22 protein-coding genes are annotated in these 24,215 nt (G+C 65.8%); 12 read left to right on the plus strand and 10 right to left on the minus strand.

Features of this window, described 5'->3' with window-relative positions:
* Nucleotides 1-12 precede the first annotated feature (12 nt).
* Both benB and D1793_RS17380 read right to left on the minus strand, forming a co-directional pair.
* Nucleotides 13-501: a benzoate 1,2-dioxygenase small subunit gene (benB, locus tag D1793_RS17375; protein ID WP_119023255.1), complete on the minus strand. Its 489-nt coding sequence runs from the start codon at nucleotides 499-501 to the stop codon at nucleotides 13-15.
* A 14-nt stretch (nucleotides 502-515) separates the two neighbouring features.
* Nucleotides 516-1,274, minus strand: coding sequence for an RHO alpha subunit C-terminal catalytic domain-containing protein (locus tag D1793_RS17380; protein ID WP_240407709.1), 759 nt, complete (start codon nucleotides 1,272-1,274; stop codon nucleotides 516-518).
* 21 nt (nucleotides 1,275-1,295) lie between these two features.
* Between D1793_RS17380 and D1793_RS17385 the strand changes: the two genes are divergently transcribed.
* Both D1793_RS17385 and D1793_RS17390 read left to right on the plus strand, forming a co-directional pair.
* Nucleotides 1,296-3,026, plus strand: a complete 1,731-nt coding sequence (locus D1793_RS17385; protein ID WP_119023256.1) for a hypothetical protein — start codon at nucleotides 1,296-1,298, stop codon at nucleotides 3,024-3,026.
* A gap of 134 nt (nucleotides 3,027-3,160) precedes the next feature.
* A complete protein-coding gene (locus D1793_RS17390; protein WP_119023257.1) occupies nucleotides 3,161-3,499 on the plus strand; it encodes a tryptophan synthase subunit beta like protein in 339 nt (112 codons plus the stop codon).
* Nucleotides 3,500-3,574: 75 nt separating this feature from the next.
* On the opposite strand, the gene D1793_RS17395 is transcribed toward D1793_RS17390, so the two are convergent.
* The 5 genes from D1793_RS17395 to D1793_RS17415 form a co-directional block, all read right to left on the minus strand.
* The gene (locus tag D1793_RS17395; RefSeq protein WP_119023258.1) at nucleotides 3,575-5,491 is read right to left on the minus strand and encodes an EAL domain-containing protein; all 1,917 of its coding nucleotides are present in this window, start codon (nucleotides 5,489-5,491) and stop codon (nucleotides 3,575-3,577) included.
* Between the two features lie 32 nt (nucleotides 5,492-5,523).
* Nucleotides 5,524-6,231 (minus strand): transglutaminase-like cysteine peptidase, encoded by a 708-nt coding sequence (locus D1793_RS17400; RefSeq protein ID WP_119023259.1) that lies wholly within the window; start codon nucleotides 6,229-6,231, stop codon nucleotides 5,524-5,526.
* Nucleotides 6,232-6,331: 100 nt separating this feature from the next.
* Nucleotides 6,332-7,528: a cation diffusion facilitator family transporter gene (locus D1793_RS17405; RefSeq protein ID WP_119023260.1), complete on the minus strand. Its 1,197-nt coding sequence runs from the start codon at nucleotides 7,526-7,528 to the stop codon at nucleotides 6,332-6,334.
* A gap of 24 nt (nucleotides 7,529-7,552) precedes the next feature.
* Nucleotides 7,553-8,725 (minus strand): 1-acyl-sn-glycerol-3-phosphate acyltransferase, encoded by a 1,173-nt coding sequence (locus D1793_RS17410; RefSeq protein WP_119023261.1) that lies wholly within the window; start codon nucleotides 8,723-8,725, stop codon nucleotides 7,553-7,555.
* A gap of 4 nt (nucleotides 8,726-8,729) precedes the next feature.
* Nucleotides 8,730-9,656, minus strand: a complete 927-nt coding sequence (locus D1793_RS17415) for a recombination-associated protein RdgC (protein WP_119023262.1) — start codon at nucleotides 9,654-9,656, stop codon at nucleotides 8,730-8,732.
* A gap of 166 nt (nucleotides 9,657-9,822) precedes the next feature.
* Between D1793_RS17415 and D1793_RS17420 the strand changes: the two genes are divergently transcribed.
* The 8 genes from D1793_RS17420 to D1793_RS17455 all read left to right on the plus strand — a co-directional run bounded on the left by D1793_RS17420 (nucleotide 9,823) and on the right by D1793_RS17455 (nucleotide 20,842).
* Nucleotides 9,823-10,254, plus strand: coding sequence for a thioesterase family protein (locus D1793_RS17420; protein ID WP_119023263.1), 432 nt, complete (start codon nucleotides 9,823-9,825; stop codon nucleotides 10,252-10,254).
* A 110-nt stretch (nucleotides 10,255-10,364) separates the two neighbouring features.
* Nucleotides 10,365-13,049, plus strand: coding sequence for a DNA gyrase subunit A (gene gyrA / locus D1793_RS17425; RefSeq protein WP_119023264.1), 2,685 nt, complete (start codon nucleotides 10,365-10,367; stop codon nucleotides 13,047-13,049).
* Between the two features lie 22 nt (nucleotides 13,050-13,071).
* Nucleotides 13,072-14,175, plus strand: a complete 1,104-nt coding sequence (gene serC, locus D1793_RS17430; protein ID WP_119023741.1) for a 3-phosphoserine/phosphohydroxythreonine transaminase — start codon at nucleotides 13,072-13,074, stop codon at nucleotides 14,173-14,175.
* 5 nt (nucleotides 14,176-14,180) lie between these two features.
* The gene (pheA, locus tag D1793_RS17435) at nucleotides 14,181-15,272 is read left to right on the plus strand and encodes a prephenate dehydratase (protein WP_119023265.1); all 1,092 of its coding nucleotides are present in this window, start codon (nucleotides 14,181-14,183) and stop codon (nucleotides 15,270-15,272) included.
* A 9-nt stretch (nucleotides 15,273-15,281) separates the two neighbouring features.
* A complete protein-coding gene (locus D1793_RS17440) occupies nucleotides 15,282-17,543 on the plus strand; it encodes a bifunctional prephenate dehydrogenase/3-phosphoshikimate 1-carboxyvinyltransferase (RefSeq protein ID WP_119023742.1) in 2,262 nt (753 codons plus the stop codon).
* A complete protein-coding gene (gene cmk, locus D1793_RS17445; protein ID WP_119023266.1) occupies nucleotides 17,540-18,238 on the plus strand; it encodes a (d)CMP kinase in 699 nt (232 codons plus the stop codon). The genes D1793_RS17440 and cmk overlap by 4 nt, the downstream gene beginning before the upstream one ends.
* A 179-nt stretch (nucleotides 18,239-18,417) precedes the next feature.
* Nucleotides 18,418-20,094, plus strand: coding sequence for a 30S ribosomal protein S1 (gene rpsA, locus D1793_RS17450; protein ID WP_119023267.1), 1,677 nt, complete (start codon nucleotides 18,418-18,420; stop codon nucleotides 20,092-20,094).
* A 370-nt stretch (nucleotides 20,095-20,464) separates the two neighbouring features.
* Nucleotides 20,465-20,842, plus strand: a complete 378-nt coding sequence (locus tag D1793_RS17455; RefSeq protein WP_119023268.1) for a histone-like nucleoid-structuring protein, MvaT/MvaU family — start codon at nucleotides 20,465-20,467, stop codon at nucleotides 20,840-20,842.
* Nucleotides 20,843-20,885: 43 nt separating this feature from the next.
* On the opposite strand, the gene D1793_RS17460 is transcribed toward D1793_RS17455, so the two are convergent.
* Nucleotides 20,886-21,710: an AraC family transcriptional regulator gene (locus tag D1793_RS17460; protein ID WP_162900008.1), complete on the minus strand. Its 825-nt coding sequence runs from the start codon at nucleotides 21,708-21,710 to the stop codon at nucleotides 20,886-20,888.
* 351 nt (nucleotides 21,711-22,061) lie between these two features.
* On the opposite strand from D1793_RS17460, the gene D1793_RS17465 reads away from it, so the two are divergent.
* Complete coding sequence (locus D1793_RS17465) at nucleotides 22,062-22,415, plus strand: hypothetical protein (protein ID WP_240407710.1); 354 nt, start codon at nucleotides 22,062-22,064, stop codon at nucleotides 22,413-22,415.
* A gap of 15 nt (nucleotides 22,416-22,430) precedes the next feature.
* Here the strand turns inward: D1793_RS17465 and D1793_RS17470 are convergent, their stop codons facing one another.
* Entirely contained in the window at nucleotides 22,431-22,727 is a 297-nt protein-coding gene (locus tag D1793_RS17470; RefSeq protein ID WP_119023270.1) for a YkgJ family cysteine cluster protein, read from the minus strand.
* Entirely contained in the window at nucleotides 22,724-23,569 is an 846-nt protein-coding gene (locus D1793_RS17475; protein ID WP_119023271.1) for a 6-carboxytetrahydropterin synthase, read from the minus strand. Before D1793_RS17475 ends, D1793_RS17470 begins: the two co-directional genes overlap by 4 nt.
* A gap of 122 nt (nucleotides 23,570-23,691) precedes the next feature.
* On the opposite strand from D1793_RS17475, the gene D1793_RS17480 reads away from it, so the two are divergent.
* Nucleotides 23,692-24,162 carry a chromate resistance protein ChrB domain-containing protein gene (locus tag D1793_RS17480; protein ID WP_276110595.1) on the plus strand — a complete coding sequence of 157 codons (471 nt, stop codon included), beginning with the start codon at nucleotides 23,692-23,694 and terminating at the stop codon, nucleotides 24,160-24,162.
* Nucleotides 24,163-24,215 lie beyond the last annotated feature (53 nt).

Genomic DNA, 24,215 nt, shown 5'->3' on the forward strand with positions numbered 1-24,215 from the left:
TCCGGCACCAGATCAGATGTGATAGATATCGATGACCTGGTGGATATAGTCGTTATTGAGTTGCACTACCTTGCGGGTGATCAGCGGCGACTCGCCCGACACGTCCAGGGTGTAGAGGGAGGTCCCGAAGAAGGTCTGGGTCTCCTTGTAGCGATGGTTCAGGGTCTGCCAGTTGAAGCGCAGTGACAGCGTGTCCCCCTCCTCCTTGAGCACCTCGATGTTGGTGATCTGGTGGGTGGTGCGCGGCTCCGGCGTGCTCGCCCCCGAGCGCTCGGTCTTGATCCGGTAGACCCGGTCCTCCAGACCCTCGCGGCTCGGGTAGTAGATCAGCGAGATCTCGCTGTGCGGGTCGCGGGTCAGCTGGTCGTCGTCGTCCCACGCCGGCATCCAGAACTCGACGTCCTTGCTGTAGCAGGTCAGCCACTCGTCCCACTCACGGTCGTCGAGCAGGCGCGCCTCGCGGTACAGGAAGGCCTGGATCTCTTGATAGCTAAGGCTCATGTCTCTTCTCCCCTTCAGACCGATGCGGTGGCGAGCTCAGTTGGAATAAACCGGCTGCGTTCCTTCTCGATGGCGCGCAGCATCTCCTCGACCCAGTGCTTGTGGTGCAGCACGTAGAGGCCTTCATCTTCCGGCGAGGCGCCGCTGAGCAGCGGCTGCATGTCGATGGCACGGGCGTTGTCGTCGGCGCCGTCGATCCACTGCTTGGCCCCGCGGGAGAGGTCGTTCCACTCGGCCAGGGCGCCGTGGTAGCCGTCCTGACAGCCGCGGAACTCCTCGAGGTCGTCCGGGGTACCCATGCCGGAGACGTTGAAGAAGTCCTCGTACTGGCGGATGCGCACGCGCCGGTTCTCGGCAGACTCGCCCTTGGGCGCGAAGCAGTAGATGGTGACCTCGGTCTCGTCGACGCTGATCGGGCGCAGCACGCGGATCTGCGTGGAGAACTGGTCCATCAGGTAGACGTTGGGGTAGAGGCAGAGGTTACGGGTCTGGTTGACGATGGAGTCGGCACGCGCCGCGCCGAACTGCTCCTCGATCCACTCGCGGTTCTGGTAGACCGGACGCACCTCGGGGTTGAGCAGGCGGGTCCACAGCAGCATGTGGCCGTTCTCGTAGGAGTAGAAGCCGCCCTGGCTCTTCGACCAGCCGTCGGCGTCCACCGCCTTGGTGCCGCCCGCCTCGTAGTTGCGGCGATCCATGGTGGAGGCGTAGTTCCAGTGCACGGTGCTGACGTGGTAGCCGTCGGCGCCGTTCTCGTCCCTGGCGGCTAGCAAAGGATAACTCCTATAGGCGATTTGATCATCCGGGACCCTACAGGTAAGCTCGACCTGGATGGTCAGGTCGAGGATAACTTCGGTGCCGATCAAGGCGGCACGGTTCGCTTCACCGCCACTAATGGCACTGCCGCTGGGCTGACCGCTGGCGGTGCCATGATATATCTGTATGTCAGTGAAGATGGTCAGACACTGATCGGATCGACTTTCGCCGGCGGGCAAAATGCTGAGAGTGGGGATGTTCTGGCGAAAAAGGTCTTCACTATCAACCTGAACGTGAGCGCCGGCGGTGTAGATACCTACGACTTCACGCTTCATCAGCAAATTGATGGCGGTGCAGGTGGTTTTACAACTACTGAAGGTGATTTTGATTTTTCTGGCGGGAATAAGCAGTGGGTTTCATTTGATTCCGGTGAAGGCTCTAGTCAGGATATTTTGATCACACCAATCAATGGTTCTACTGTTAATACGACCAATTCAATTGGCGGTACCGCCGGTGTTGGTAACACTACTGTTGGGTCCTCAAGAGACGGCAATCAGGCGATTCGTGTTGATTATGTGAATAATCTGAGTGGCACTGCCTCTTCAGGTGGATCCTATGATATAAACAATCCTACTCATACATTTGATGGCCATTATTCTGTGAATGGCGCTACTGCCATCCTTCTCGGGGCGAATAATACAACCATTCGTGTCACTGCCTATGACTATTCTCAGGGTTATGAGGGTAATTTAGTCGGATCTGCTGCTGGAGATAATATTTCTCCAGATACCATTACACGAGTAGTTATTAATTTTAATGGGTTGGAGGGGAGTCTGAATATCTCTGGCTGGCAAGCAGGTCAAACAGGTCAGATTGTGCTGAGTGGAAATGGGGGCGAGTACACTTACGGCGTGACTTTTAATGGCAAATCTGTCGATATTTCTGGCCTTGGGGACGGTGTTCAAGTCGGCGTATCAACAGCAGATGGTTTTAATAGTGTTGAATATCAATATCTTTCTGGAGGTAACTTTCAGATTGGGGGCTTTGGTGGGGTTACATTCGAACCGGGCGTTGCCGTCGACTTCGGTATTGACCTCGACATCATCGATGGAGATGGCGATAGCCTGACCGTGATGGATGCCATCAAGCTGCAGCTGGCACCTGACAGCCACATCGTTCAGGAAGGTGGCGATGGCGAAGATAGCTTGACGGTTGCCGACGGTACCGAAGGGTTGCTGCTGGGCGGCGATGGTGACGACACCCTTACCGGCAACGATGGCAACGACATCATCTATGGTGGTGACGGTGACGACACCATCGTGGGGGTGGGTGGCGATAACCTGCTCTACGGCGGTGCTGGTAATGACACCATCATCGGTGGCGAGGGCAACGACACCATCATCGGGGGTGCCGGTGACGACACCCTGACGGGTGGCGGTGGCAACAACGTCTTCGTCTGGCACTTGGGTGACCAGGGCAGCGTGGGCGAGGAGGCTAGGGATACTGTTACCGACTTTGGTGACAGAGCTAACAAGCTCGTGCTCTCGGATCTGCTGCAGGGTATGGAATCCGGTGACGATCTCTCCAGCTTCCTGCATGCTACCCAAGATGGAGAAAATACCTTGCTGCATATCAGCTCTTCTGGCGGGCTTTCTGTCGATGGTGATGAGGTGAGTGGAGCCGATCAGGTCATCATCCTGGAGGGTGTCGATTACAGCGAGAGCCTGATTCAGCAGATGCTGACCAACGGCCAGCTCGAAATCGAGTAAGTCCTTTCAACTCCCACCGAGCGCCCGGCAATGCCGGGCGCTTCCTTTCCACCCTGTGGCATCACGACATCCATGCTGCGCGCCGTGCTGAACTGGCCTAGCATGGTCGGTAGAGCCTGCTAGAGAGAGCCTTCATGTACATCAAGCGTGCCGACGATGGTCGCATCGAACTGGTCAGCCGTGAGGCGACCCCGGATTGTCGGGAGTTTTTGGCGGCGGATTCGCCGGAGCTGCTGGCCTTCCTGAGCGAGGGGGAGGTCAAGGCAGGGCAGGCGCACTTCCAGGCCTCGGATCTGGCCTTCGTGCGGGTGCTGGAGGACGTGATCGAACTGCTGATGGACAAGGGAGTAATCAGCTTCACCGAACTGCCCGAGGCGGCCCAGCAGAAGGTGATGGAGCGCCAGACGCTGCGTCGCCGGCTGAGCGGCCTGAGCCTGGTCGGCAGCGACGATGAGGAAGGCGGTGTGATCTGAGAGGCCGAGAATAGTCAGACACTCGACAGCGCCTCACATCCGATGTGAGGCGCTGTCGTTTTTGCGGGCCTGCCGTCAGGCGGGCTTGTCGTGCTGCCGGACGCCGGGGCCGGTGACGCCATCCATGCCCAGTTCGTAGAGCAGCTCGCCCTCCTGCAGGCTGTCGACGCCCTCGGCGATGGCCAGGATGCCGATGGAGTGGCACAGCGTTGCCATGCCGCGTAGGATGGTCTGCTGCTCGGGGCTGCGGTCGACCCCCTTGACCAGCGAGGCGTCGATCTTGAGGTAGCTGAGCCCCAGGTCCTGCAGGTCCGAGATGCGCCGGAACTCGCGCCCGACGTGCTCGAGTCCCAACTTGCAACCGAAGGGCTGCAGTTCTCGGCACAGGCTGCGGAAGCTCTCCAGGTCATGGATGACCATGGATTCCGGGACCTCCAGCCAGAGCTTTTCAGCGGCGTCGCGCTGTGATTGGAGCAGGTTGCGCAGGTCCAGCACGAAGCGGGCGTTGCGCACCGAGGCGGGGGAGAGATTGATGCCGAGCGGCTTGCCGTGGCGGGCGATCTCCTTGATGGTCTCGCGCGCCACGGCCATGTCCAGGGCGGTGTCCAGCTCCAGGCGCGAGATCCAGGGCATAAAGACGCCGGCGGGCCGCCACTCGCCCTTCAGGCGCAACCGCGAAGGGCACTCAAGGTGCAACAGCTTGCCGTTGGCGTCCAGCACCGGGAAGCGGCCCAGGTAGACGCCGGCCTGCAGGGCCTCCTGCAGCGCCTTTCTCCAGTCGGCGTGGCTGTTGAAGAGCGGCAGGCGCTGGGGGCCCTCGGCGATCAGCTGTGCGAGGTCACCTCGGTTCTCGGCGGTGGCGAGCGCACCGTCGAGGCTTGCCAAAAGGGACGCGGGCCGATCCTCCTGGGAGTAGGCGATCAGGGCGGAGGGAAGGCCCAGCTTGATGCGCTGCTCCTGCTGCTGAAGCGGCTGAAGGCGCTGGGTGAGCTCTTGGCCGAAGGCTTGAAGATCGACCGCGCCCGGCAGCAGCAGGGCGAAGTCCCCGCCGCCCAGGCGCCCGGCGATGCCGCCACCGCGCAGCGTGCCGAGCTGTTCCAGCGTTTGGCCGAGTGACCTGAGCAGGCCGTCGGTGTCGGCGTGGCCCAGCTGTTCGCTGACCTCGCCGAGCCGTGCCAGGCGCACCAGGGCGAGGCTGCCGCTGGCCCGGGCACCGCTGCTCTCCAGCATGACCTTGAGCTGGCCGAGGAAGGCCTCGCGGTTGAGCACGCCGGTGACGGTGTCATGCTGCAGGCGCTGCCTGAGCACGTCGAGCCGTTCACTCTCGCGGCCCAGCATGTCGCGCACGGAACCGGAGAGCTGGTTCATGGCCTGCACCACCTCCTTGAGCTCGCGGGTGCGCGGCTCGGGGGAGGTGGTGAAGCGGCGGTTGCCGATGTCGCGGGCCTGGGCGACCACGGCTCGCAGCGGGCGGCGGATGGTGCGCACGATCCAGGCGGCCAGCGCCAGGCTGATGGCACCGGCCAGGGCGAACCAACCGAACAGCTCCAGGGTGCTGCGCCACAGCGACTGGTAGGCAAAACTGTGGTGGGTAGCGACGGTCAGGGTGCCATACTGGCGCCAGCCGTCCTGGACCACGGCCTGGCCCGGTGGTACCTCGAAGCGCACCAGGTCGACGAACCAGTCCGGGGCACCCACCACCGTCTCTTCGCTGGCACGCAGGTCGATCACTTGGCCTTCCGGGTCACGCAACTCGATCAGGCGGTAGTGGCCGGTGTCGAACTGGGCCGCGATCAGCAGGCCGATGGTCACCGGGTCCTTGTCGAGCTGGCTCAGGGTCAGCGCCAGGGCGTTGGCGTTGTCGGCGTTCTTGATCTGCACTTCCTGCTGCATGTAGTGGCGGCTGCTGGTGACGCCGATGAACAGGCTGCCGCCAAAGGCCAGCAACAGCAGTACCACGATGGTCAGCCAGAGCTGTTTGATAAGCGACATGTCGTTGTGCTCCCCACGGGTCTGTGCCCGACTCAGATGAATCCCTGCTCGCGCATGCGATCGATCACGTTGCGCCAGCGCGACAGGCGCGCTAGCGGGTCGGCCCGCGACTCCGTGCTGCCGCCGGCCCAGAGTCCCTGGCTGTTGAAGCTGAACAGCGGGTCGAGATCGGTGCGCTGGGCGGCTGGCGTGATCGAGGGCACCAGATTGTCCAGGATCAGCGGCTCCGCCGCCGGCGTCTCGTACCAGCCCAACACCATGTGGGCCTGAGTGATCTGGCTGCGGCCGATCCGCGCCCGTACGTAGATCATGCGCAGCTGGTCGCCTGGCACCCCGAGCTGTTTCAGGGTGACGTACTTGGCGATGGAGTAGTCCTCGCAGTCGCCCTGGCCGCGGCCCATGGTCTCCAGCGGAGTGGCCCAGAAATCCTCCCGGCCCCAGTTGTCGATGTCATCGACCCAGCGCACCCGGCGGTTGAAGAAGTCGTTGACCTCGCGCAGCTGGGTCTGGAGAGGGGCGCCGCGCAGGCGCTCGAGCAGCGAGAACCAGGCCTCCAGGGCGTTGAGCCCCTGCTGTCCATAGAGGCGCTGCATGCTCTGGCGCAGCCGTGAGGGGTCGAGGCTCGCCGTGGCCGGGCCCGGACGCAGCCCCAGCCCGGTCGCCAGCAGCAGGACGCCGAGCCCCGCCACGAAGCGGCGACGGCCCGGCGACTGCAGGGGGCGCGGGGAGGAGGGTGGCATGGCGGGGCTCGGATAGATCGGCGTTTGCTGAAGTCTAGGCGCAGGCGAGGCCTAATGCGAGTGCCCTATTGGACTCATACCCTGACGCAGGGCGTCGCGCTCACCCCTTGCCCGGGCCCTGCCAGACCCGCAGCCGGCCTATCCAGCCGAGCTCGCGGCAGGCGGCGCGCAGCTCGTCGGCGGCCTGCTCCAGGCTCTGGCCCTCCGGCAGGGCATTGACGAAGATCGAGACATCCACCTGGTTGTCGAGATAGTGGAGGTCGAGGGCGACTCTTGCGTGCCAGACGCGCACGTCGCGCCAGGTCTCGTCGAGCATCCCCTCCACGTCGCCGCGCAGCGGCAGGCCGGGGCGGAGGCTGTGCTCGGTCTCGCCGGCATCGTCCTCGGGGTCGATGTGGAAGGTGACGTCGGCCAGCACCGGGAAGGCCTCGCGCAGGCGCCGGGTCACGGCGTTGCCGATCTCGTGGGCCTCGGAGACGGTGACCCGCGGCGGCACCACGATATGCAGGTCGAGCAGCGCCTGGCTGCCCAGGGTGCGGGTGCGCAGGTCGTGGACGCCGTGCACGCCCGGCACCTGCTCGGCCACCGCCTGCATCTCCTGGCGCTCCTTCTCGGGCAGGGCGGTGTCGATCAGTTCCTGGCTCGACTCCCAGAGCAGCCGGCCGCCCACCTGTCCCACCATCACGCCGACGATGACCGCGGCCACCGCATCCATCCAGCCGGCGCCGAACTGGGCCGCGATCAGCCCCACCAGCACCACCACGGTGGAGAGCGCATCGGAGCGGGAGTGCCAGGCGTTGGCCTCGAGCAGCCGCGAGTTGACGCGCTTGGCGACGCGCATGGTGTAGCGGAAGATCCACTCCTTGGCCCCCAGGGCGATCACCGCGATGCCGATGGCCCAAAGGCCCGGGGCGGGGATTGGCTCGCCGGCGACCAGCCGTGTGAGGCTGGCCCAGGCGATGCCGCCGGCCACGAAGATCAGCACGCTGCCCAGCCACAGGGTGGCCAGGGTCTCGATGCGGCCGTGGCCATAGGGGTGGTTGCTGTCCGGCTCCTGGCGGCCGAAGTGGGTGGCGCCCAGCACGAAGACATCGGTGAGGATGTCCGAGAAGGAGTGGATGCCGTCGGCCACCAGGGCCGCCGAGCCCACCATGAAGCCGGTGACCATCTTGGCGACGCCCACCACGAAATCGATCACCGCGCCGATCAGGGTGACTTTGTGGGCCTCGCGGGTCTGGGCGCCGCGGTCGGGAGGCACGGCATGGTGATGGTGGTGATGGCCGTGGGCGTGTGCCATGGCGTCCTCGCGGTCAGGGGGCGATCAGGGAGAGATGAGTCCGGCCTTGTTGCGTACCGGGTTGGCGTATTGCGCCAGCCACCAGCTGCGCAGCTCTGCGGGGACCTGCTGCAGGCGGGCCTGGAAGCGGGCGCGGTCGGCGTCGCTGATGGCCGCGTGGTCGATCAGCTCCGGGGCGTCGCCCAGTGCCTCCAGGGCCAGGTAGTGGCTCGGGAAGAGGTGGTAGCCGGCCAGCACCTGGCGGTCTATCTCCGCGGCCACGGCCTCGGGGCTTGAGAAGTCATCGGAAAGCGGCGTGCCGACGCAGAGCCGCACCCGGCCCTTGTGGCCGGTGATCCCGGCGACGATGGACTGGATGTCCTCGAACTGGCCCTTCTCGTAGTTGCCGCTGGTGTGCAGGGCGTGGAGCTCGCGGGCCTTCTGCACGTCGCAGGGGTCGAACTCGTAGCTGATCGAGACCGGCACCAGGCGCAGCTCGGCGACCGCCTCGCCGATGGAGACGCCGCGCTGCTCGGCTCGCCGGGCCATGGTGATCATCTTGATGATCGCCGGGTCAGTGCGGTCGATGCCGTCCTTGGCGCGCCCCTCGCGCTGCGCCATCCAGATGGAGTGGTTGTCCACCGTGATGGAGTGGCGGATATAGCCGGAAAGCTGCTGGTAGGCGGCCAGCATGGCGCGCTTGCCGCGGGCGCTGCGCGGCACGATGAAGCTCTTGTTGAGCCGCATCAGGTCGGTGACATAGGGCTTCTTGAGCAGGTTATCGCCGATGGCGATGCGCACCGTGTCACGCCCGGCCAGGTAGAGCGCATAGTTGACGAAGGCCGGATCCAGGGAGATGTCGCGGTGGTTGCCGATGAACAGGTAGGCGGTGTCGTCATCGAGGGCGTCGAGCCCCTCGACCTGGAAGTCATCGGTGGTGGTGCGGATCATGCGCTCCATGTAGGAGGCGATGCGCATCTGGAAGTCGGTAACGCTGGTTACGTCGCGCACCTCGCGGCGAATGGCCAGGCTCGCCAGGGTGCTGGAGAGGCGCGGCATGACGCGCGACAGCCGCGGCAGCCGGAAGCGGGTCAGGGCGGTGAGCAGCTCCGGGTCGTAGGCGAGGCGGGCGAGGACCTCGGCCACCTCGTCGTCACGGTAGGGGCGAATCTCGGCCCAGGGATCGGCGGGCGAGGCGTCGGGGCGTTGATCGGTCATGGCGTCACACTTCACGGTTCGCGGTGCTCGCCTCGCCGCCCAGCCAGGCGATCAGGCGCTCGATGTTGTCGCCCAGGGCCTGGGCCATCAGCAGGAAGTCGGTCTCGAGGCGCACCAGGGCATCATCGCCGTCATCGGCGGCGTTGGCCTCGTCGATCAGGGCGTCGCCGAAGCGTAGCGACTTCAGCGCCAGGTCGTCGTGCAGCACGAAGCTGACTCGGCCCTCGATCTCGAGGGCCAGCTTGCTGGCCTGTCGGCCGCCCTCCAGCAGCTGCTGGATCTCGTCGCTGTCCAGCTCCACCTGTCGGGCGCGCAGCACGCCGTCGTCGCCCTTGGCCTTGAGCTCCACCTGGTCGCCCAGCACCAGATCGGCGGGGCGCGAGGCGGGGTCGGTCAGCCACTGGGTCATGGCGCGCATGGGCAGGGTCTGGCTGGCCAGTGGGGTCACCTTGAGGCTGCCCAGGGTCTCGCGCAGCAGGTCGAGCAGCTCCTCGGCGCGGGTACGCGAACTGGCATTGATGCCGATCAGCCCGCGGCGGGTGTCCCACCAAAGGTCGATCTTCTGGCTGCGCACGAAGGCCCGCGGCAGCAGCTCCTCGACCACCTGTTCCTTGAGGGCGATCTTCTCCTGGCGGCGCAGCTTGCGCCCCTCCCGGGCCTCGACCTCGGCGGCACGCTCCTCGGTCTCCTCACGCACCACGCCGGCGGGCAGCAGCCGCTCCTGGCGCAGGGCGCTGAGCAGGCGCTGGCCCTGCAGCTCGTGCAGGCGTGCGGTGCCCGCGCGGCCGGCCGGGGCGGTCCAGCCCAGTCGGCGAGGATCCTGACCGCCCAGCGGCCTGGCGGCGTGCTCGGCCAGGGCCTCCTCGAGGGTGGCGGCATCCAGCGTCGGTGCATCGTGCAGGCGATAAAGGTGCAAGTGCTTGAACCACATGAAGCATTTCCCGGGGTAAAAAGGATGGCCATTATCCCTGAAGGGGGGCGGGGGTGCCAGCGGCTCGCCGGGCAGCGCCCAGCTTGAAACGACTGTTTGAAATTCCCTGGCGTCATTGCCAGAATCGCCGGGCCTGCCATCACGGCCTTTATCAAGGAGCAACGCCATGGATTCTCGTGTCTCGACCACCCGCCTGCGGGTGCGCGGCTATCACCTGGACGGCTACGGCCATGTCAACAACGCCCGCTACCTGGAGTTCCTGGAGGAGGGGCGCTGGGGCTACTTCGACGATCGCCCGGGCCTCGCCCGGCGCCTGATGGGCGGTGAGCTCGCCTTCGTGGCGGTGAACCTCAATATCGACTACCGCCAGGCGGCGGTGGCGGGTGACGATCTGGAGATTCTCACGCGCCTCTCGGCCGTCGGCGGGCGCAGCGCCAGGATGAACCAGGAGATCCGCCGGGTGCGCGACGCCGCCCTGGTGAGTGCGGCGGCCCTGACCTTCGTGCTGCTCGACGTGGCGGCCAACCAGGCGGTGCCCATCGAGGGCGAGATTCGCGCGCTGCTCGAGCCCCTGGTGATGGAGCAGCCCCTCGCATAGCCGGCTGCCTTTGCTCTGCCCGCGGTGGTATGATGTAGCGCTATCATGGCGCCCGCGGCAACGCCGGCGAGGGCGGCCAACCTCTTGCAGTGCAAAGGATTCGACGACCCATGGGTGACATCGCCAGAGAGATTCTGCCAGTCAATATCGAGGACGAACTCAAGCAGTCGTACCTCGATTACGCGATGAGCGTGATCATCGGCCGGGCACTGCCCGATGTGCGCGATGGCCTGAAGCCGGTACACCGGCGCGTGCTGTTCGCCATGCACGAGCTCGGCAATGACTGGAACAAGCCATACAAGAAGTCGGCCCGCGTGGTGGGCGATGTCATCGGTAAGTACCACCCCCACGGTGACAGCGCCGTCTACGACACCATCGTGCGCATGGCCCAGCACTTCTCCATGCGCCACGTGCTGGTGGATGGCCAGGGCAACTTCGGCTCCATCGACGGCGACAGCGCCGCCGCCATGCGTTACACCGAGGTGCGCATGGCGAGGCTGGCCCACGAGCTGCTGGCCGATCTCGAGAAGGACACCGTCGACTGGGTCGACAACTACGACGGCACCGAGCGCATCCCCGAGGTGCTCCCCACCAAGGTGCCCAACCTGCTGATCAACGGCTCCTCCGGCATCGCCGTGGGCATGGCCACCAATATCCCGCCCCACAACATGGGCGAGGTCATCAGCGCCTGCCTGGCGCTGATCGACGACTACACCCTGACCGTCGACGACCTGATGGAGCATGTGCCGGGCCCGGACTTCCCCACCGGGGCCATCATCAACGGCCGGGCCGGCATCCTCGAGGCCTATCGCACCGGCCGCGGGCGCATCTATGTGCGCGCCTGTCACACCATCGAGCATGACGACAAGAGCGGCCGCGACCATATCATCATCAGCGAGCTGCCCTATCAGGTGAACAAGGCGCGGCTGATCGAGAAGATCGCCGAGCTGGTCAAGGACAAGAAGATCGAGGGCATCGCCGAGCTGCGCGACGAGTCCGACAAGGACGGCCTGCGCGTGGTGATCGAGACCAAGCGCGGCGAGTCGGGCGAGGTAGTGGTCAACAACCTCTTCGCCCAGACCCAGCTGCAGACGGTCTTCGGCATCAACATGGTGGCCATCGAGGATGGCCAGCCGAAGATCATGAACCTCAAGGAGATCCTTGAGGCGTTCATTCGTCATCGCCGCGAGGTGGTGACCCGTCGCACCCTGTTCGAGCTGAAGAAGGCCCGCGAGCGCGGCCACATCCTCGAGGGTCTGACCGTCGCGATCTCCAACATCGACGAGGTGATCGAGCTGATCAAGGCCTCGCCGAACGCCGTCGAGGCCAAGGAGAAGCTGCTCGCGCGCAACTGGCCGCCGGGGCAGGTCACGCCCATGCTGGAGCGCGCCGGTGCCACCTCCTGCAAGCCCGAGGACCTGGAAGAGGGCTTCGGCCTCAACCCCTCGGCCACCGAGTACCGCCTGTCGCCGGCCCAGGCCCAGGCCATCCTCGAGCTGCGCCTGCACCGCCTGACCGGCCTCGAGACCGAGAAGCTGCTCGACGAGTACCTCAATATCCTCGAGAAGATCGCCGAGCTGATGGCGATTCTCGCCTCCAGCGAGCGCCTGCTCGAGGTGATTCGCGAGGAGCTGATCGCCGTTCGCGACCAGTTCGGCGACCCGCGTCGCACCGAGATCCAGGCCAGCCATCTCGACCTCTCCATGGAGGACCTGATCGCCGAGGAGGACATGGTGGTCACGGTCTCCCGCTCCGGCTACGCCAAGACCCAGCCGCTCTCCGACTACCAGGCCCAGCGCCGCGGCGGTCGCGGCAAGTCCGCCACCGCCATGAAGGACGAGGACGTCATCGAGCATCTGCTGGTGGCCTCGACCCACGACACCGTGCTGCTCTTCTCCAACCGCGGCAAGGTCTACTGGCTCAAGGTCTACGAAATGCCGGCGGCCAGCCGCGGCTCGCGGGGCAAGCCGCTGGTCAACATGCTGCCGCTCGACGAGGGCGAGGCGATCAACGCCATCCTGCCGGTGCGCGACTACGACCCGGACCACTACATCTTCTTCGCCACCGCCAAGGGCACGGTGAAGCGCACCAGTCTCGAGCAGTTCTCGCGGCCGCGCAGCGTGGGCCTGATCGCCATCGACCTCGAGGAAGACGATCGCCTGATCGGTGCGGCCATCACCTCGGGCAGCGACCACGTCATGCTGCTGTCGTCCAACGGCAAGGCGATCCGTTTTGAAGAGGGCAACGTCCGCGCCATGGGGCGTACCGCCCGCGGCGTGCGCGGCATGCGCCTGCTCGACGATGCCGAGGTGATCAGCCTGATCATCCCCCAGAGCCAGCTGATCGACGTCGAGGCCGATCTGGAGGGGGAGGGCGAAGCCGAGGCGGAAGCGGACGTCACCGTGGAGGCCAGTAACGGCGGCCAGATCTATATCCTGACCGCCTCCGAGAACGGCTACGGCAAGCGCACTCGTCTCGAGGAGTTCCCGCTGCGCGGCCGCGGCGGCCAGGGCGTGATCGCCATGCAGACCAGCGAGCGTAACGGCGCCCTGGTGGCCGCCATGCAGGTCTACTCCACCGATGAGATGATGCTGATCACCGACCGCGGCACCCTGGTGCGCACCCGGGTCGACGAGGTCTCCATCACCTCCCGCAACACCCAGGGCGTGATGCTGATCCGCCTGGGCAACGAAGAGAAGCTGGTCAAGACGGTACGGATCGACGAGCCGGAAGAAGCCGGGGCAGACCCCGATTTCGACGGTGACGATGAGCAAGGGGAAGACGATGGGGAATAACGGCAATGGGGGGCTGCCCCCCATTCATCGCCACTACAACTTCTGCGCCGGTCCGGCCGCGCTGCCCACGGCGGTGCTCGAGCGGGCCCGCGACGAGCTGCTCGACTACCACGGCCGTGGCCTGTCGGTGATGGAGATGAGTCACCGCGCGCCGGAGTACGTGGCCATCGCCGAGAAGGCCGAGGCCGACCTGCGCGAGCTGCTGGCCATTCCGGCCAACTACCGGGTGCTCTTCACCCAGGGTGGGGCCACTCAGCAGTTCGCCGCCGTACCCTACAACCTGCTCGGCCCGGGCGGGCGAGCCAACTTCGTCAACACCGGCATCTGGAGCAAGAAGGCGATCGCCGAGGCGCGCCACCTGTTCGGCGATGTTCACGTGGCGGCCGCCAGCGAGGCCGGCGGCCACCTGGCGGTGCCGCGTCCGGAGGAGATCCTGCTCTCCAGCGATGCGGCCTACCTGCATTACACCGCCAACGAGACCATCGGTGGGCTCGCCTTCGACTACATCCCCGAGGTTCGCCGTCCAGATGGCTCCGAGGCGCCGCTGGTGTGCGACATGTCCTCCAGCATCCTCTCGGGCCCCCTGGATGTCTCGCGGTTCGGGGTGATCTACGCCGGTGCCCAGAAGAACATCGGGCCCGCGGGCCTGGTGGTGGTGATCGTGCGCGATGACCTGCTCGACCGCGCCCGTGCCGACATGCCGTCGCTCTTCGGCTACCAGGCGCTGGCGGATGCCGGCTCCATGATCAACACCCCGGCGACCTACAGCTGGTACCTGGCCGGGCTGGTGTTCGAGTGGCTCAAGGACGAGGTAGGGGGGCTGGCCGCCATGGAGGCGATCAACGCCCGCAAGGCCGCCAGACTCTATGCGGCCATCGACGCGAGCGAGCTCTACTCCAACCCCATCGCGGTGGCCAACCGCTCGCGGATGAACGTGCCCTTCGTGCTGGCCGACGCTCGCCTGGATGAGGCGTTCCTGGCCGAGGCCGAGGCAGCGGGGCTGCTCAACCTTCAGGGCCACCGCAGCGTGGGTGGCATGCGTGCCAGCCTCTACAACGCCGTGCCCGAGGCCGCGGTGGAGGCGCTGGTGGAGTTCATGGCCGATTTCGAGAAGAGAAGGGGCTGACGAGCATGAGTGATACCCCCATCGATCTGGAGGCGCTGCGCCAGCGCATCGACGCCCTGGACGGCGATATCCTGCGCCTGATCAGCGAGCGCGCCGAGTGCGCCCAGCAGGTGGCCCAGGTCAAGACCGCCGAGGACCCCGACACGGTCTTCTACAGGCCCGAGCGCGAGGCCCAAGTGCTGCGCCGGATCATGGCGCTCAACAAGGGCCCGCTGGACAGCGAGGAGGTCGCCCGGCTGTTCCGCGAGATCATGTCTGCCTGCCTGGCGCTGGAGCAGCCCATCAAGGTGGCCTATCTGGGCCCCGAGGGCACCTTCACCCAGCAGGCGGCCCTCAAGCATTTCGGCGAGAGCGCCATCAGCCTGCCCATGGCGGCCATCGACGAGGTGTTCCGCGAGGTGGAGGCCGGCGCGGTCAACTACGGCGTGGTGCCGGTAGAGAACTCCACCGAAGGGGTGATCAACCACACCCTGGACTCCTTCATGGATTCCAGCCTGCGCATCTGCGGCGAGGTGGTGCTGCGCATCCACCACCACCTGCTGGTGGGCGAGACCACCCGCCAGGACAAGGTCTCGCGTATCTACTCCCACCCGCAGTCCTTCGCCCAGTGCCGCAAGTGGCTCGACGCCCACTACCCCCAGGCGGAGCGGGTGCCGGTCTCCTCCAACGCCGAGGCGGCGCGCCTGGTCAAGACCGAGTGGCACAGCGCGGCGATCGCCGGCGACATGGCCGCCAAGCTCTATGGCCTCACCCGCCTGGCCGAGAAGATCGAGGACCGCCCGGACAACTCCACGCGCTTCTTGATCATCGGCCACCTGGACGTGCCCATGTCCGGCGAGGACAAGACCTCCATTGTGGTGGCCATGCGCAACCAGCCGGGTGCGCTGCACGACCTGCTGGAGCCCTTCCATCGCCACCAGATCGACATGACCCGCCTGGAGACCCGCCCCTCACGCAGCGGGGCGTGGAACTACGTCTTCTTCATCGACTTCAAGGGACACCGCGACGAGCCCCGGGTCGCCGCGGTCCTCGAGGAGGTGCGCCTGCGCGCCGCCGAGGTGAAGGTGCTCGGTTCCTACCCGGTCGGCGTGCTCTGAGGCGTGGTGGTGAGAGTCAATGACCCCCGCCTGCTGATCGTCGGCCTGGGGCTGATCGGCGGCTCCCTGGCCGCGGCGCTTCGCTCCGCCGGCTTTCAGGGCACCATCCACTCATGCGATCCGGACCCCGGCGAGATCGCCCGCGGCATCGAGATGGGGCTGATCGACGGCGGCGACACCGAGCTCGCCGCCGTCATCGAGGGCGCCTCCCTGGTGGTGCTGGCGGTGCCGGTGTTGGCCATGCGCAGCGTGATGGCGGAGCTGGCCCGGCTGATCGACCGGGCCGCCCCCGATGTGGTGATCACCGATGTGGGCAGCACCAAGGCGACCATCCGCGACTGCGCCCGCGAGGCCTTTGGTTGCGTGCCGCCCCGTCTGGTGCTGGGCCACCCCATCGCCGGCTCCGAGAAGAGCGGCGTGGCGGCGGCCAACCCCGAGCTCTACCTGCGCCACAAGGTGATCCTCACCCCGGAGCCCGATACCGACCCGGTGGCGCTTTCCCGGGTGCGTGCCCTGTGGGAGGCGTGCGGGGCCGAGGTGCTGGAGATGGACGTGGTGCGCCATGACCAGGTGCTGGCCCGCACCAGCCACCTGCCGCACCTGCTGGCCTTCTCCCTGGTGGACACCCTGGCGCGCCAGGACGAGCGGTTGGAGATCTTCCGCTATGCCGCCGGGGGCTTTCGCGACTTCACCCGCATCGCCGGCAGCGACCCGGTGATGTGGCGCGACATCTTCGTCGCCAACCGCGAGGCGGTGCTGGCCTCCCTGGATGACTTCGAGGCCGGCCTGGCGCGGATTCGCCAGGCCATCGAACATGGCGACAGCGATGCCATGCTCGCCACCTTCGATCGCGCCCGTCACGCGCGCCACTACTTCGAATCCCTGCTCAACAAGACCAGTTATCAGGCGGAATATCAGATGCAACAGCAAGGCAAGCTGCGCTACCGGGTCGCCCCGGGCGGCACCGTGACCGGCCGCATTCGCGTGCCCGGCGACAAGTCGATCTCCCACCGCTCCATCATGCTCGGGGCGCTGGCCGAGGGGGTCACCGAGGTCAAGGGCTTTCTGGAGGGAGAGGACAGCCTGGCCACCCTGCAGGCGTTCCGCGAGATGGGCGTGGCCATCGAGGGCCCCCACCAGGGGCGCGTGACCATCCACGGGGTCGGCATGCACGGCCTCAAGGCGCCGTCGGGGCCGCTCTACGTGGGCAATGCCGGCACCGCCATGCGTCTGTTTGCCGGGCTTTTGGCCGGCCAGGCCTTCGACACCGAGCTCACCGGCGATACCTCCCTGACCAAGCGTCCCATGGGCCGGGTGGCCGACCCGCTGCGCCTGATGGGGGCGGTGATCGATACCGCCGAGGGCGGTCGTCCACCGCTGCATATCCATGGCGGCCGCGCGCTCAAGGGCATCACCTATGACATGCCGATGGCCAGCGCCCAGGTGAAGTCCTGCCTGCTGCTGGCCGGTCTCTATGCCGAGGGCGAGACCCGGGTGCGTGAGCCTGCGCCGACCCGCGACCACACCGAGCGCATGCTGGCCGGCTTCGGCTACGAGGTGCAGCGCGAGGGAGACACCTGCTGGCTTCAGGGCGGCGGCAAGCTGACCGCCGCGCCTATCGATGTGCCGTCGGACATCTCCTCGGCCACCTTCTTCCTGGTGGCGGCGGCCATCACCCCGGGGGCCGATCTGGTGCTGGAACACGTCGGCATCAACCCGACCCGCATCGGCGTGATCAATATCCTCAGGCTGATGGGCGCCGACCTGCGCCTCGAGAACGAGCGCGAGGTGGGCGGCGAGCCGGTGGCCGATCTGCATATCCGCCATGCCCCGCTCAAGGGCATCGACATTCCCCTCGACCAGGTGCCGCTGGCCATCGACGAATTCCCGGCGCTCTTTATCGCCGCGGCCAATGCCGAAGGGGTGACCCGCCTGCGCGGGGCCGAGGAACTTCGCGTCAAGGAGTCCGACCGCCTGCAGGCCATGGCCGACGGCCTGGCCGCCATCGGCGTCGAGCACACGCTGGTCGCCGACGGTATCGACATCGTCGGTGGTGGCAAGGCCGAAGGCCCCAACTATGGCGGCGGGCGCATCGACAGCCTCGAGGATCACCGCATCGCCATGTCCTTTGCCATCGCCGCCCTGCGCGCCGGTGACGAGATCATCATTGACGACTGCGCCAACGTTGCCACCTCCTTCCCCGGCTTCACCGAACTGGCGCGCAAGGTGGGGCTCGCCCTCGAGGAGGAAGCGGCCGAGGAGGGCGCATGACCGTCGCCGAGACTGCCGTGCCGGTACTGACCATCGACGGCCCCGGCGGGGCCGGCAAGGGCACCATCAGCCGCCTGGTCGCCGAGCGCCTGGGCTGGCACCTGCTTGACTCCGGTGCCCTCTACCGCCTCACCGCACTGGCCGCCGGCAAGCACGGCGTGGCGCTGGATGACGAGGCCGGGCTTGCCCGGGTGGCGGCGGGGCTCGACGTGGTGTTCGTGGCCGAGGCGCAGGCCACCCGCATCCTGCTTGAGGGGGATGACGCCACCGCCACCATCCGCACCGAACAGGTCGGCGATGCCGCCTCGCGGATCGCCGCCCTGCCGGCGGTGCGCGAGGCGCTGCTGGGCCGCCAGCGCGACTTTCGCAAGCCGCCGGGCCTCGTCGCCGACGGCCGCGACATGGGCACGGTGGTGTTCACGCAGGCCCCGCTGAAGATCTTCCTCACCGCCAGCGCCGAGGAGAGGGCGCGACGCCGCCAGCTCCAGTTGCGGGAAGCGGGGGTGGATGCTAGTCTATCGAGTCTTTTGAAGGAGATTCAGGCGCGCGATGCACGCGATATGCAACGCAGCGTGGCCCCGCTCAAGCCGGCAGACGATGCCATCACGCTTGACACCACGCGCCTGACGATACCGGAAGTGGTGGATCGGCTGACGGAACTGCTGACCGAACGAGGTCTGGCGTCCGCCACCTGAAACTCCCTTGCGGCGCCTCCGGCAGCATGTGATGACGTGGCTGGGTAGCGATTCCCGATAGCCGAGCCAGGTCGAACCAGCGCCAACATCTCCGGGGGTTTGGTAAATAAGGCCCGCACTCGCTGGTGGTGCGGAGGAAGCGGCATGACCGCAATTAACGTTGATCACGTAGGAACATCATGAGCGAAAGCTTTGCTGACTTGTTTGAACAATCTCTCCAGGACATCAACATGGAGCCGGGCGCGATCGTCGTGGCTACCATCGTCGACATCGAGGGTGACTGGGTCACCGTCAATGCCGGCCTGAAGTCCGAAGGTCAGATCCCCGCGGCCCAGTTCCGCGACGATAATGGCGAGCTGTCCATCGCCATCGGCGACGAGGTTCACGTCGCTCTGGAAGCCGTCGAGGACGGTTTCGGTGAGACCCGCCTCTCCCGCGAGAAGGCCAAGCGCGCCGAAGCGTGGAAGATCCTGGAAGCTGCCTTCGAGAAGGACGAGATCGTCAAGGGCGTGATCAACGGCAAGGTCAAGGGCGGTTTCACCGTCGATGTCGACTCCATCCGTGCCTTCCTCCCGGGTTCCCTGGTCGACGTGCGTCCGGTGCGCGACACCACGCACCTCGAGAACAAGGAACTCGACTTCAAGGTCATCAAGCTTGACCCGAAGCGCAACAACGTCGTCGTCTCCCGCCGTGCCGTGCTCGAAGCCGAGAACAGCGCCGAGCGTGAGGCCCTGCTCGCCACCCTGCAGGAAGGCCAGCAGATCCTGGGTATCGTCAAGAACCTGACCGACTACGGCGCCTTCGTCGACCTCGGCGGCGTCGACGGCCTGCTGCACATCACCGACATGGCCTGGAAGCGCATCAAGCATCCGAGCGAGATCGTGGCCGTGGGCGACGAGATCAGCGTCAAGGTGCTGAAGTTCGATCGCGAGCGCAACCGCGTCTCCCTGGGTCTCAAGCAGCTGGGCGAAGATCCCTGGGTCAACATCAAGGATCGTTACCCGGAAGGCACCAAGGTACGTGCCGTCGTCACCAACCTCACCGACTACGGCTGCTTCGCCGAGCTGGAAGAGGGTGTCGAAGGCCTGGTCCACGTTTCCGAGATGGACTGGACCAACAAGAACATCCATCCGTCCAAGGTTGTCCAGGTGGGCGACGATGTGGACGTCATGGTGCTGGATATCGACGAGGAGCGTCGTCGTATCTCCCTGGGCATCAAGCAGTGCACCGCCAACCCGTGGGAGACCTTCAGCTCCCAGTTCAACAAGGGTGACCGCGTTGCCGGTACCATCAAGTCGATCACCGACTTCGGTATCTTCATCGGTCTGGATGGCGGCATCGACGGTCTGGTGCACCTCTCCGACATCTCCTGGACCGAGACCGGCGAAGAGGCCGTGCGCTCCTTCAAGAAGGGCGACGAGGCCGAGGCCGTGATCCTCTCCATCGATCCGGAGCGTGAGCGCATCTCCCTGGGTATCAAGCAGCTGGATACCGATCCGGTCGCCGAGTACCTGGCCGTCAACGACAAGGGCTCCATCGTCACCGGCCGCGTGGTCGAGGTCGATGCCAAGCAGGCCCAGGTCGAGCTGGCTACCGATGTCGTTGCCGTGCTCAAGGCGTCCGAGATCAGCGCCGACCGCGTCGAGGATGCTCGCAACGTCCTGAACGAAGGCGACAGCGTCGAGGCCCGCATCATCGGTGTCGATCGCAAGAACCGTCAGATCGCCCTGTCCATCAAGGCCAAGGACCAGGACGAGACGCGTCAGAACCTCAAGAAGCTGCGCGAAGAGAACGTCGAAGTGGGTGGCCCGACCACCATCGGCGACCTCATCAAGCAGCAGATGGGTCAGGACTGATCGGGAAGCCAGTTCCCGTCGGACCAGAGACCGCCGCCCTTCGGGGCGGCGGTTTTTTTAGCGCTGGTGTTCGGTGTATCGGCCGAGTTCGGGGCGCGCTTGCGTCCTTCTCGAGTCGCCGGTCAAGAGAGTCTCGCGCTCGACGCTTGCAGTGACGCCTTGCTTGATTTCATGAAACCTGGCTGTTGTACTTCATGGCGAAAGATAATGTCTCGTCGAGTCGCTGCTCGAAGTTTGTTATCACACAGAACCGACAATACTCGAGTTGCGTTGAGTGCTGCTATCATCCAGACTGTTGCAAGTTATAACTCCGTTGTCAGATAATCGCTCACCCGTTGCACCTATCATTTCGAAAGAAGGAAGTCGGATCATGTCCCTGATCAACGAATACATGCAGATGGAACAGCAGCTGAAACAGCTCCAGGCCAATATGGAGAAGCTGCAGAACGACAAGCGCCTGCAGTCGGAACTCGAGTTCAAGGAGCGCCTCGAGTCGCTGATGCGAGAGTTCGACAAGAGCGCCGCGGATGTGATCGAGCTGCTCAACCCGAAGCCCGCAGCGGCAGCGCCCAAGGCCGCTTCCGCGCCGGCAGGAGCGCGTCGCAAGCGCAAGCTGAAGATCTACAAGAACCCCACTACCGGAGAGGTCGTGGAGACTCGCGGCGGCAACCACAAGACCCTGAAGGCGTGGAAGGACGAGCACGGCAGCGAAACCGTGGAGTCCTGGCTGGTGCGCGTCGAGGAGTAAGGCGGCGCGACCGCTATGACGCTTCGGCCTTTCGACGGCGCCCTCAGGGCGCCGTCGTCGTATTGGGTGGCGGCATCAGCGGCAGTTGCAACTCGAGGGCGTCTCCGTCGGCGATCAGGCGGATTGCCTCCCCGCTGTAGTGCTCACCCAGCGTGGGCAGGGTGTCGGTAAGCAGGCTCTCCAGGGTCCTGTCGAGGTCGTCAACCGCGGTCAATGACAGGCTGGCAGTGCGCACGCTTGGCAGCGTCACCACCCTCAGCGAGGGCGGCATGGCCAGGCTGTCGGTCAGCCCCGGCGCCAGCATCACCCCCAGGTCGAGCTTGGGCAGCGAGCATGCCTGGCAGGGATCATGCAGCAGGGCAAGGGCCGGCGCGTCCATCGGAATGCCTGACGGCGGCTCTTCCCCCCACAGCATCCGTGGCCATGTCGCGGGCGGCGTCAGCTGTTCGGTGCCGACATAGCAGCGGGTGACCACGGCAGTGCGCGGGGGGAGGGTGTGGAGAGTGGGCGGCACCGCCAGCGCAGTCGGGCGAGCGGCCTTGAGCGCCCTGTGCCGGTTGAGCCGAAACTCCCGGGGGCTCTGGTGGTAGCGGCGCTGAAAGGCCCGGCTGAAGGCCGAGTGGTTGGTATAGCCGCAGCGCCCGGCGATCTCGCGCACGCCCCGCGGCGTGAAGGTGAGCAGTCGCGCGGCCTTCTCCAGGCGCAGGCTCTCCCGGTAGGCGCTCGGCGATAGCCCGAAGCACTGACGGAATCGGCGGCGTACCTGAGAGCTGGAGTAGCCCAGACGTGCGGCCAGTTCTTCGAGGCTCTCTCCGCTGGCGAGCGTCTCCTCCAGCCAGATCTCAGCTCGCATCATCTCGTTGAACATGGTCTGGCCCCTTCCTTGCGCGATGGTTCCCGGTACGGGGCGTCCGTTCATTTTCCGCCTGGCGACGTCTGCAGTCGCTGCAAAAATGATCAGCGCCCTGACGGCCTGGTTACTTTATGCGGCCTAAGGGTTGGCAAAGGCAAGTTTGGGCAAGTTGAATGCGCGCTGGTGCACAGTCGCGATAAGCTGTTGCCGATTGGGGCGTGCCGCAATCATGGTCCCGGCCCTTCGCCGGGCAGGACGTTGGCGGTATAATAATGACTCAGGACATCGCGCTGACATGTGGCTGGTTAACGCCTGCCGGGTTCGATGTTCATCTCCCCAGCCGTCCCCATGAACGACCGGAAACTGATGAAACAGCAGACCCAGCGCAAACCGATGGACGAGCGTGAGAAACTGCGCAAGTTCCGTGAACTCGATGATGCCTTTGCCGAAGCGCTTCGCGAACTCGATAACCCCGATGGACGGTCAGGGATGCCCGATGCGCCTTCCGAGGTAACCGCGCCTCCACTGGAGGAGCACGAAGCGCCCCGCCAGAAGAGCGTTGAGGAGAATGTCGAGAAGTGCGTCGAGGATAGCTTCGACAAGAACGTCGAGCAGAGCTTCGAGGAGCGACTTCGGGCGCTGATGCAGGAGTATCAGAAGCCCGCCGAACAGGTGGCCGAGCTGCTGGTGCAGCTTAAGGCGATGGGCCGAATCGCCTGACGCCATCCCGTGACGCTAGCCGGTGGCGCTCTCCAGGGCGGCGATGCGCTCCAGAGCCTGCTCGCGGCGTTCGCCACACAGCGCTGCATCGAAGCCGAAACGCTCGCATACTGCCGGCCGGCGCGGGTCGCCGAACAGCCGGCAGAGATTGTCCTCATCCAGCTGCACGCAGCGCACGCCGGCCGGCTTGCCGTCCGGCATGCCGGGAATCGGCGTGCTGATCGAGGGGGCGATGCAGCAGGCGCCGCATCCCGGCCGGCAGGCCGCTGCGCTTGCCGGCGCGTCGTCGGCGGGCGTGGCACCTGCCGTCATGGCGAGGCCTGGGCGATGGCGCCCTTGTCGATCCCCTCGAAGGCCTGCACCCGGGTGGCGCGCCCCGTCTCGCCGGCGATCTGCCGGGCCAGCCAGTCGGCGATCCACTCCACCGTGGTCGGCGTCGGCAGCACCTCACAGCGCTCCCTGGGCAGGCGCAGGAAGAACTGCCCCTGGGCCGTGCGATAGCGGCTGGTCAGCATCTGCTTCCAGGCCGGCTCCTCGTCCATGACGATATCGGCCTGGTCGACCAGGTAGCGATCCGCGAGCCGCTCTGCCCACTCTCGCTCCAGCTCGGGAACGCGCTTGCCGCCCTGCCAGATATGTAGCCGCGAGCGGTGGCCATGGGCGATGCGCTGGCAGTTGCCGGCGTGGCGCCGCAGGCCATGGCTGTAGGTGTAGGCCGCTCCCTCGATCTCCTCTTCCCGCAGGCGCAGGCGGATATCGCTGACCCGCGGCGGCGGCCGGCGCATCAGCTCCGCCGCCAGGTGGTCGGCCAGGCGCTCGGCGCGGATCTCCCGCCAGGGCAGCAGGGTCAGCGCCTGGCGTGGGGCGCGCAGCTCCATGGTCCAGGGCAGGGTGGTACGCACGCAGAGCCCCTCGCGGCAGTCGTGGAGCTCCAGGCCGGGGGCCCGGGTGGGCACCAGCAGGGTATGGTCGGCACCGGCATCCAGGCGCTGCTTGATCCACGGCTTCACCTCGCCGAAGTCGAACAGCATGCCGTCCTCGCCGAGCTCCCCGTCGAGCTCCACGTCCACCTGCCAGCTGGCGCCGACCAGGCCACGGGTCGGGCACCACCAGGAGACGTCGAGCTGGGTCAGGCGGTTGACGAATAGCGTCATCAGTCGATCCCCGGAGTTAAGCTCAAGTCTTGTGTATGGAGGGAAGTCGAGAGGGTGACGTATCCTGCTGATTGCAATCAGCAGGATACGTCACCCTCTCGACTTCCCTCCATACACAAGACTTGAGCTTAACTCCCGAGATTGCCTGTCTGGAGCGAAGCGCATTTCGCGGCCGACTATGGGCCACCCGTCGTCACCTGTGGGTGGATCGTGTGGCCTCGGCCTGGTTGATTCAGCGCTTCATCGACCCCGAGGCGCGCTTCGTTTGGCTGGAAAGCCCGACTCAGTGTCCGCCGGAAGCGTTGGGGTTCGATTTCGACGGTGCGGCCTTCACCCATGTCGACGACAAGGTCACCTTCGAAGTGCTGCTGGCAAGTTTCGGGCTGGTGGCGGATCCCGCGTTGGTCAGGCTCGGGGAACTGGTGCACTACCTGGACGTCGGTGGTGCTCCCGTACCCGAGGCGGCGGGGCTGAGGCTGATGTTGAGCGGCGCCCGGGAGCGGTGTGCGGATGATGATGCCCTGCTTGCTCATGTGGGCGTGTTGCTAGACGACGTGTACCAAGCCTTCGTAAGTGTTGATGGCAGCACTTGAGAATAAGCTGTTGCTGGCTTTTCGATAATTCCAAAGGCCCAAAGCGGCATCAT

Source organism: Halomonas sp. JS92-SW72, from assembly GCF_003547075.1.
Classification (GTDB): Bacteria; Pseudomonadota; Gammaproteobacteria; order Pseudomonadales; family Halomonadaceae; genus Halomonas; species Halomonas alkalicola.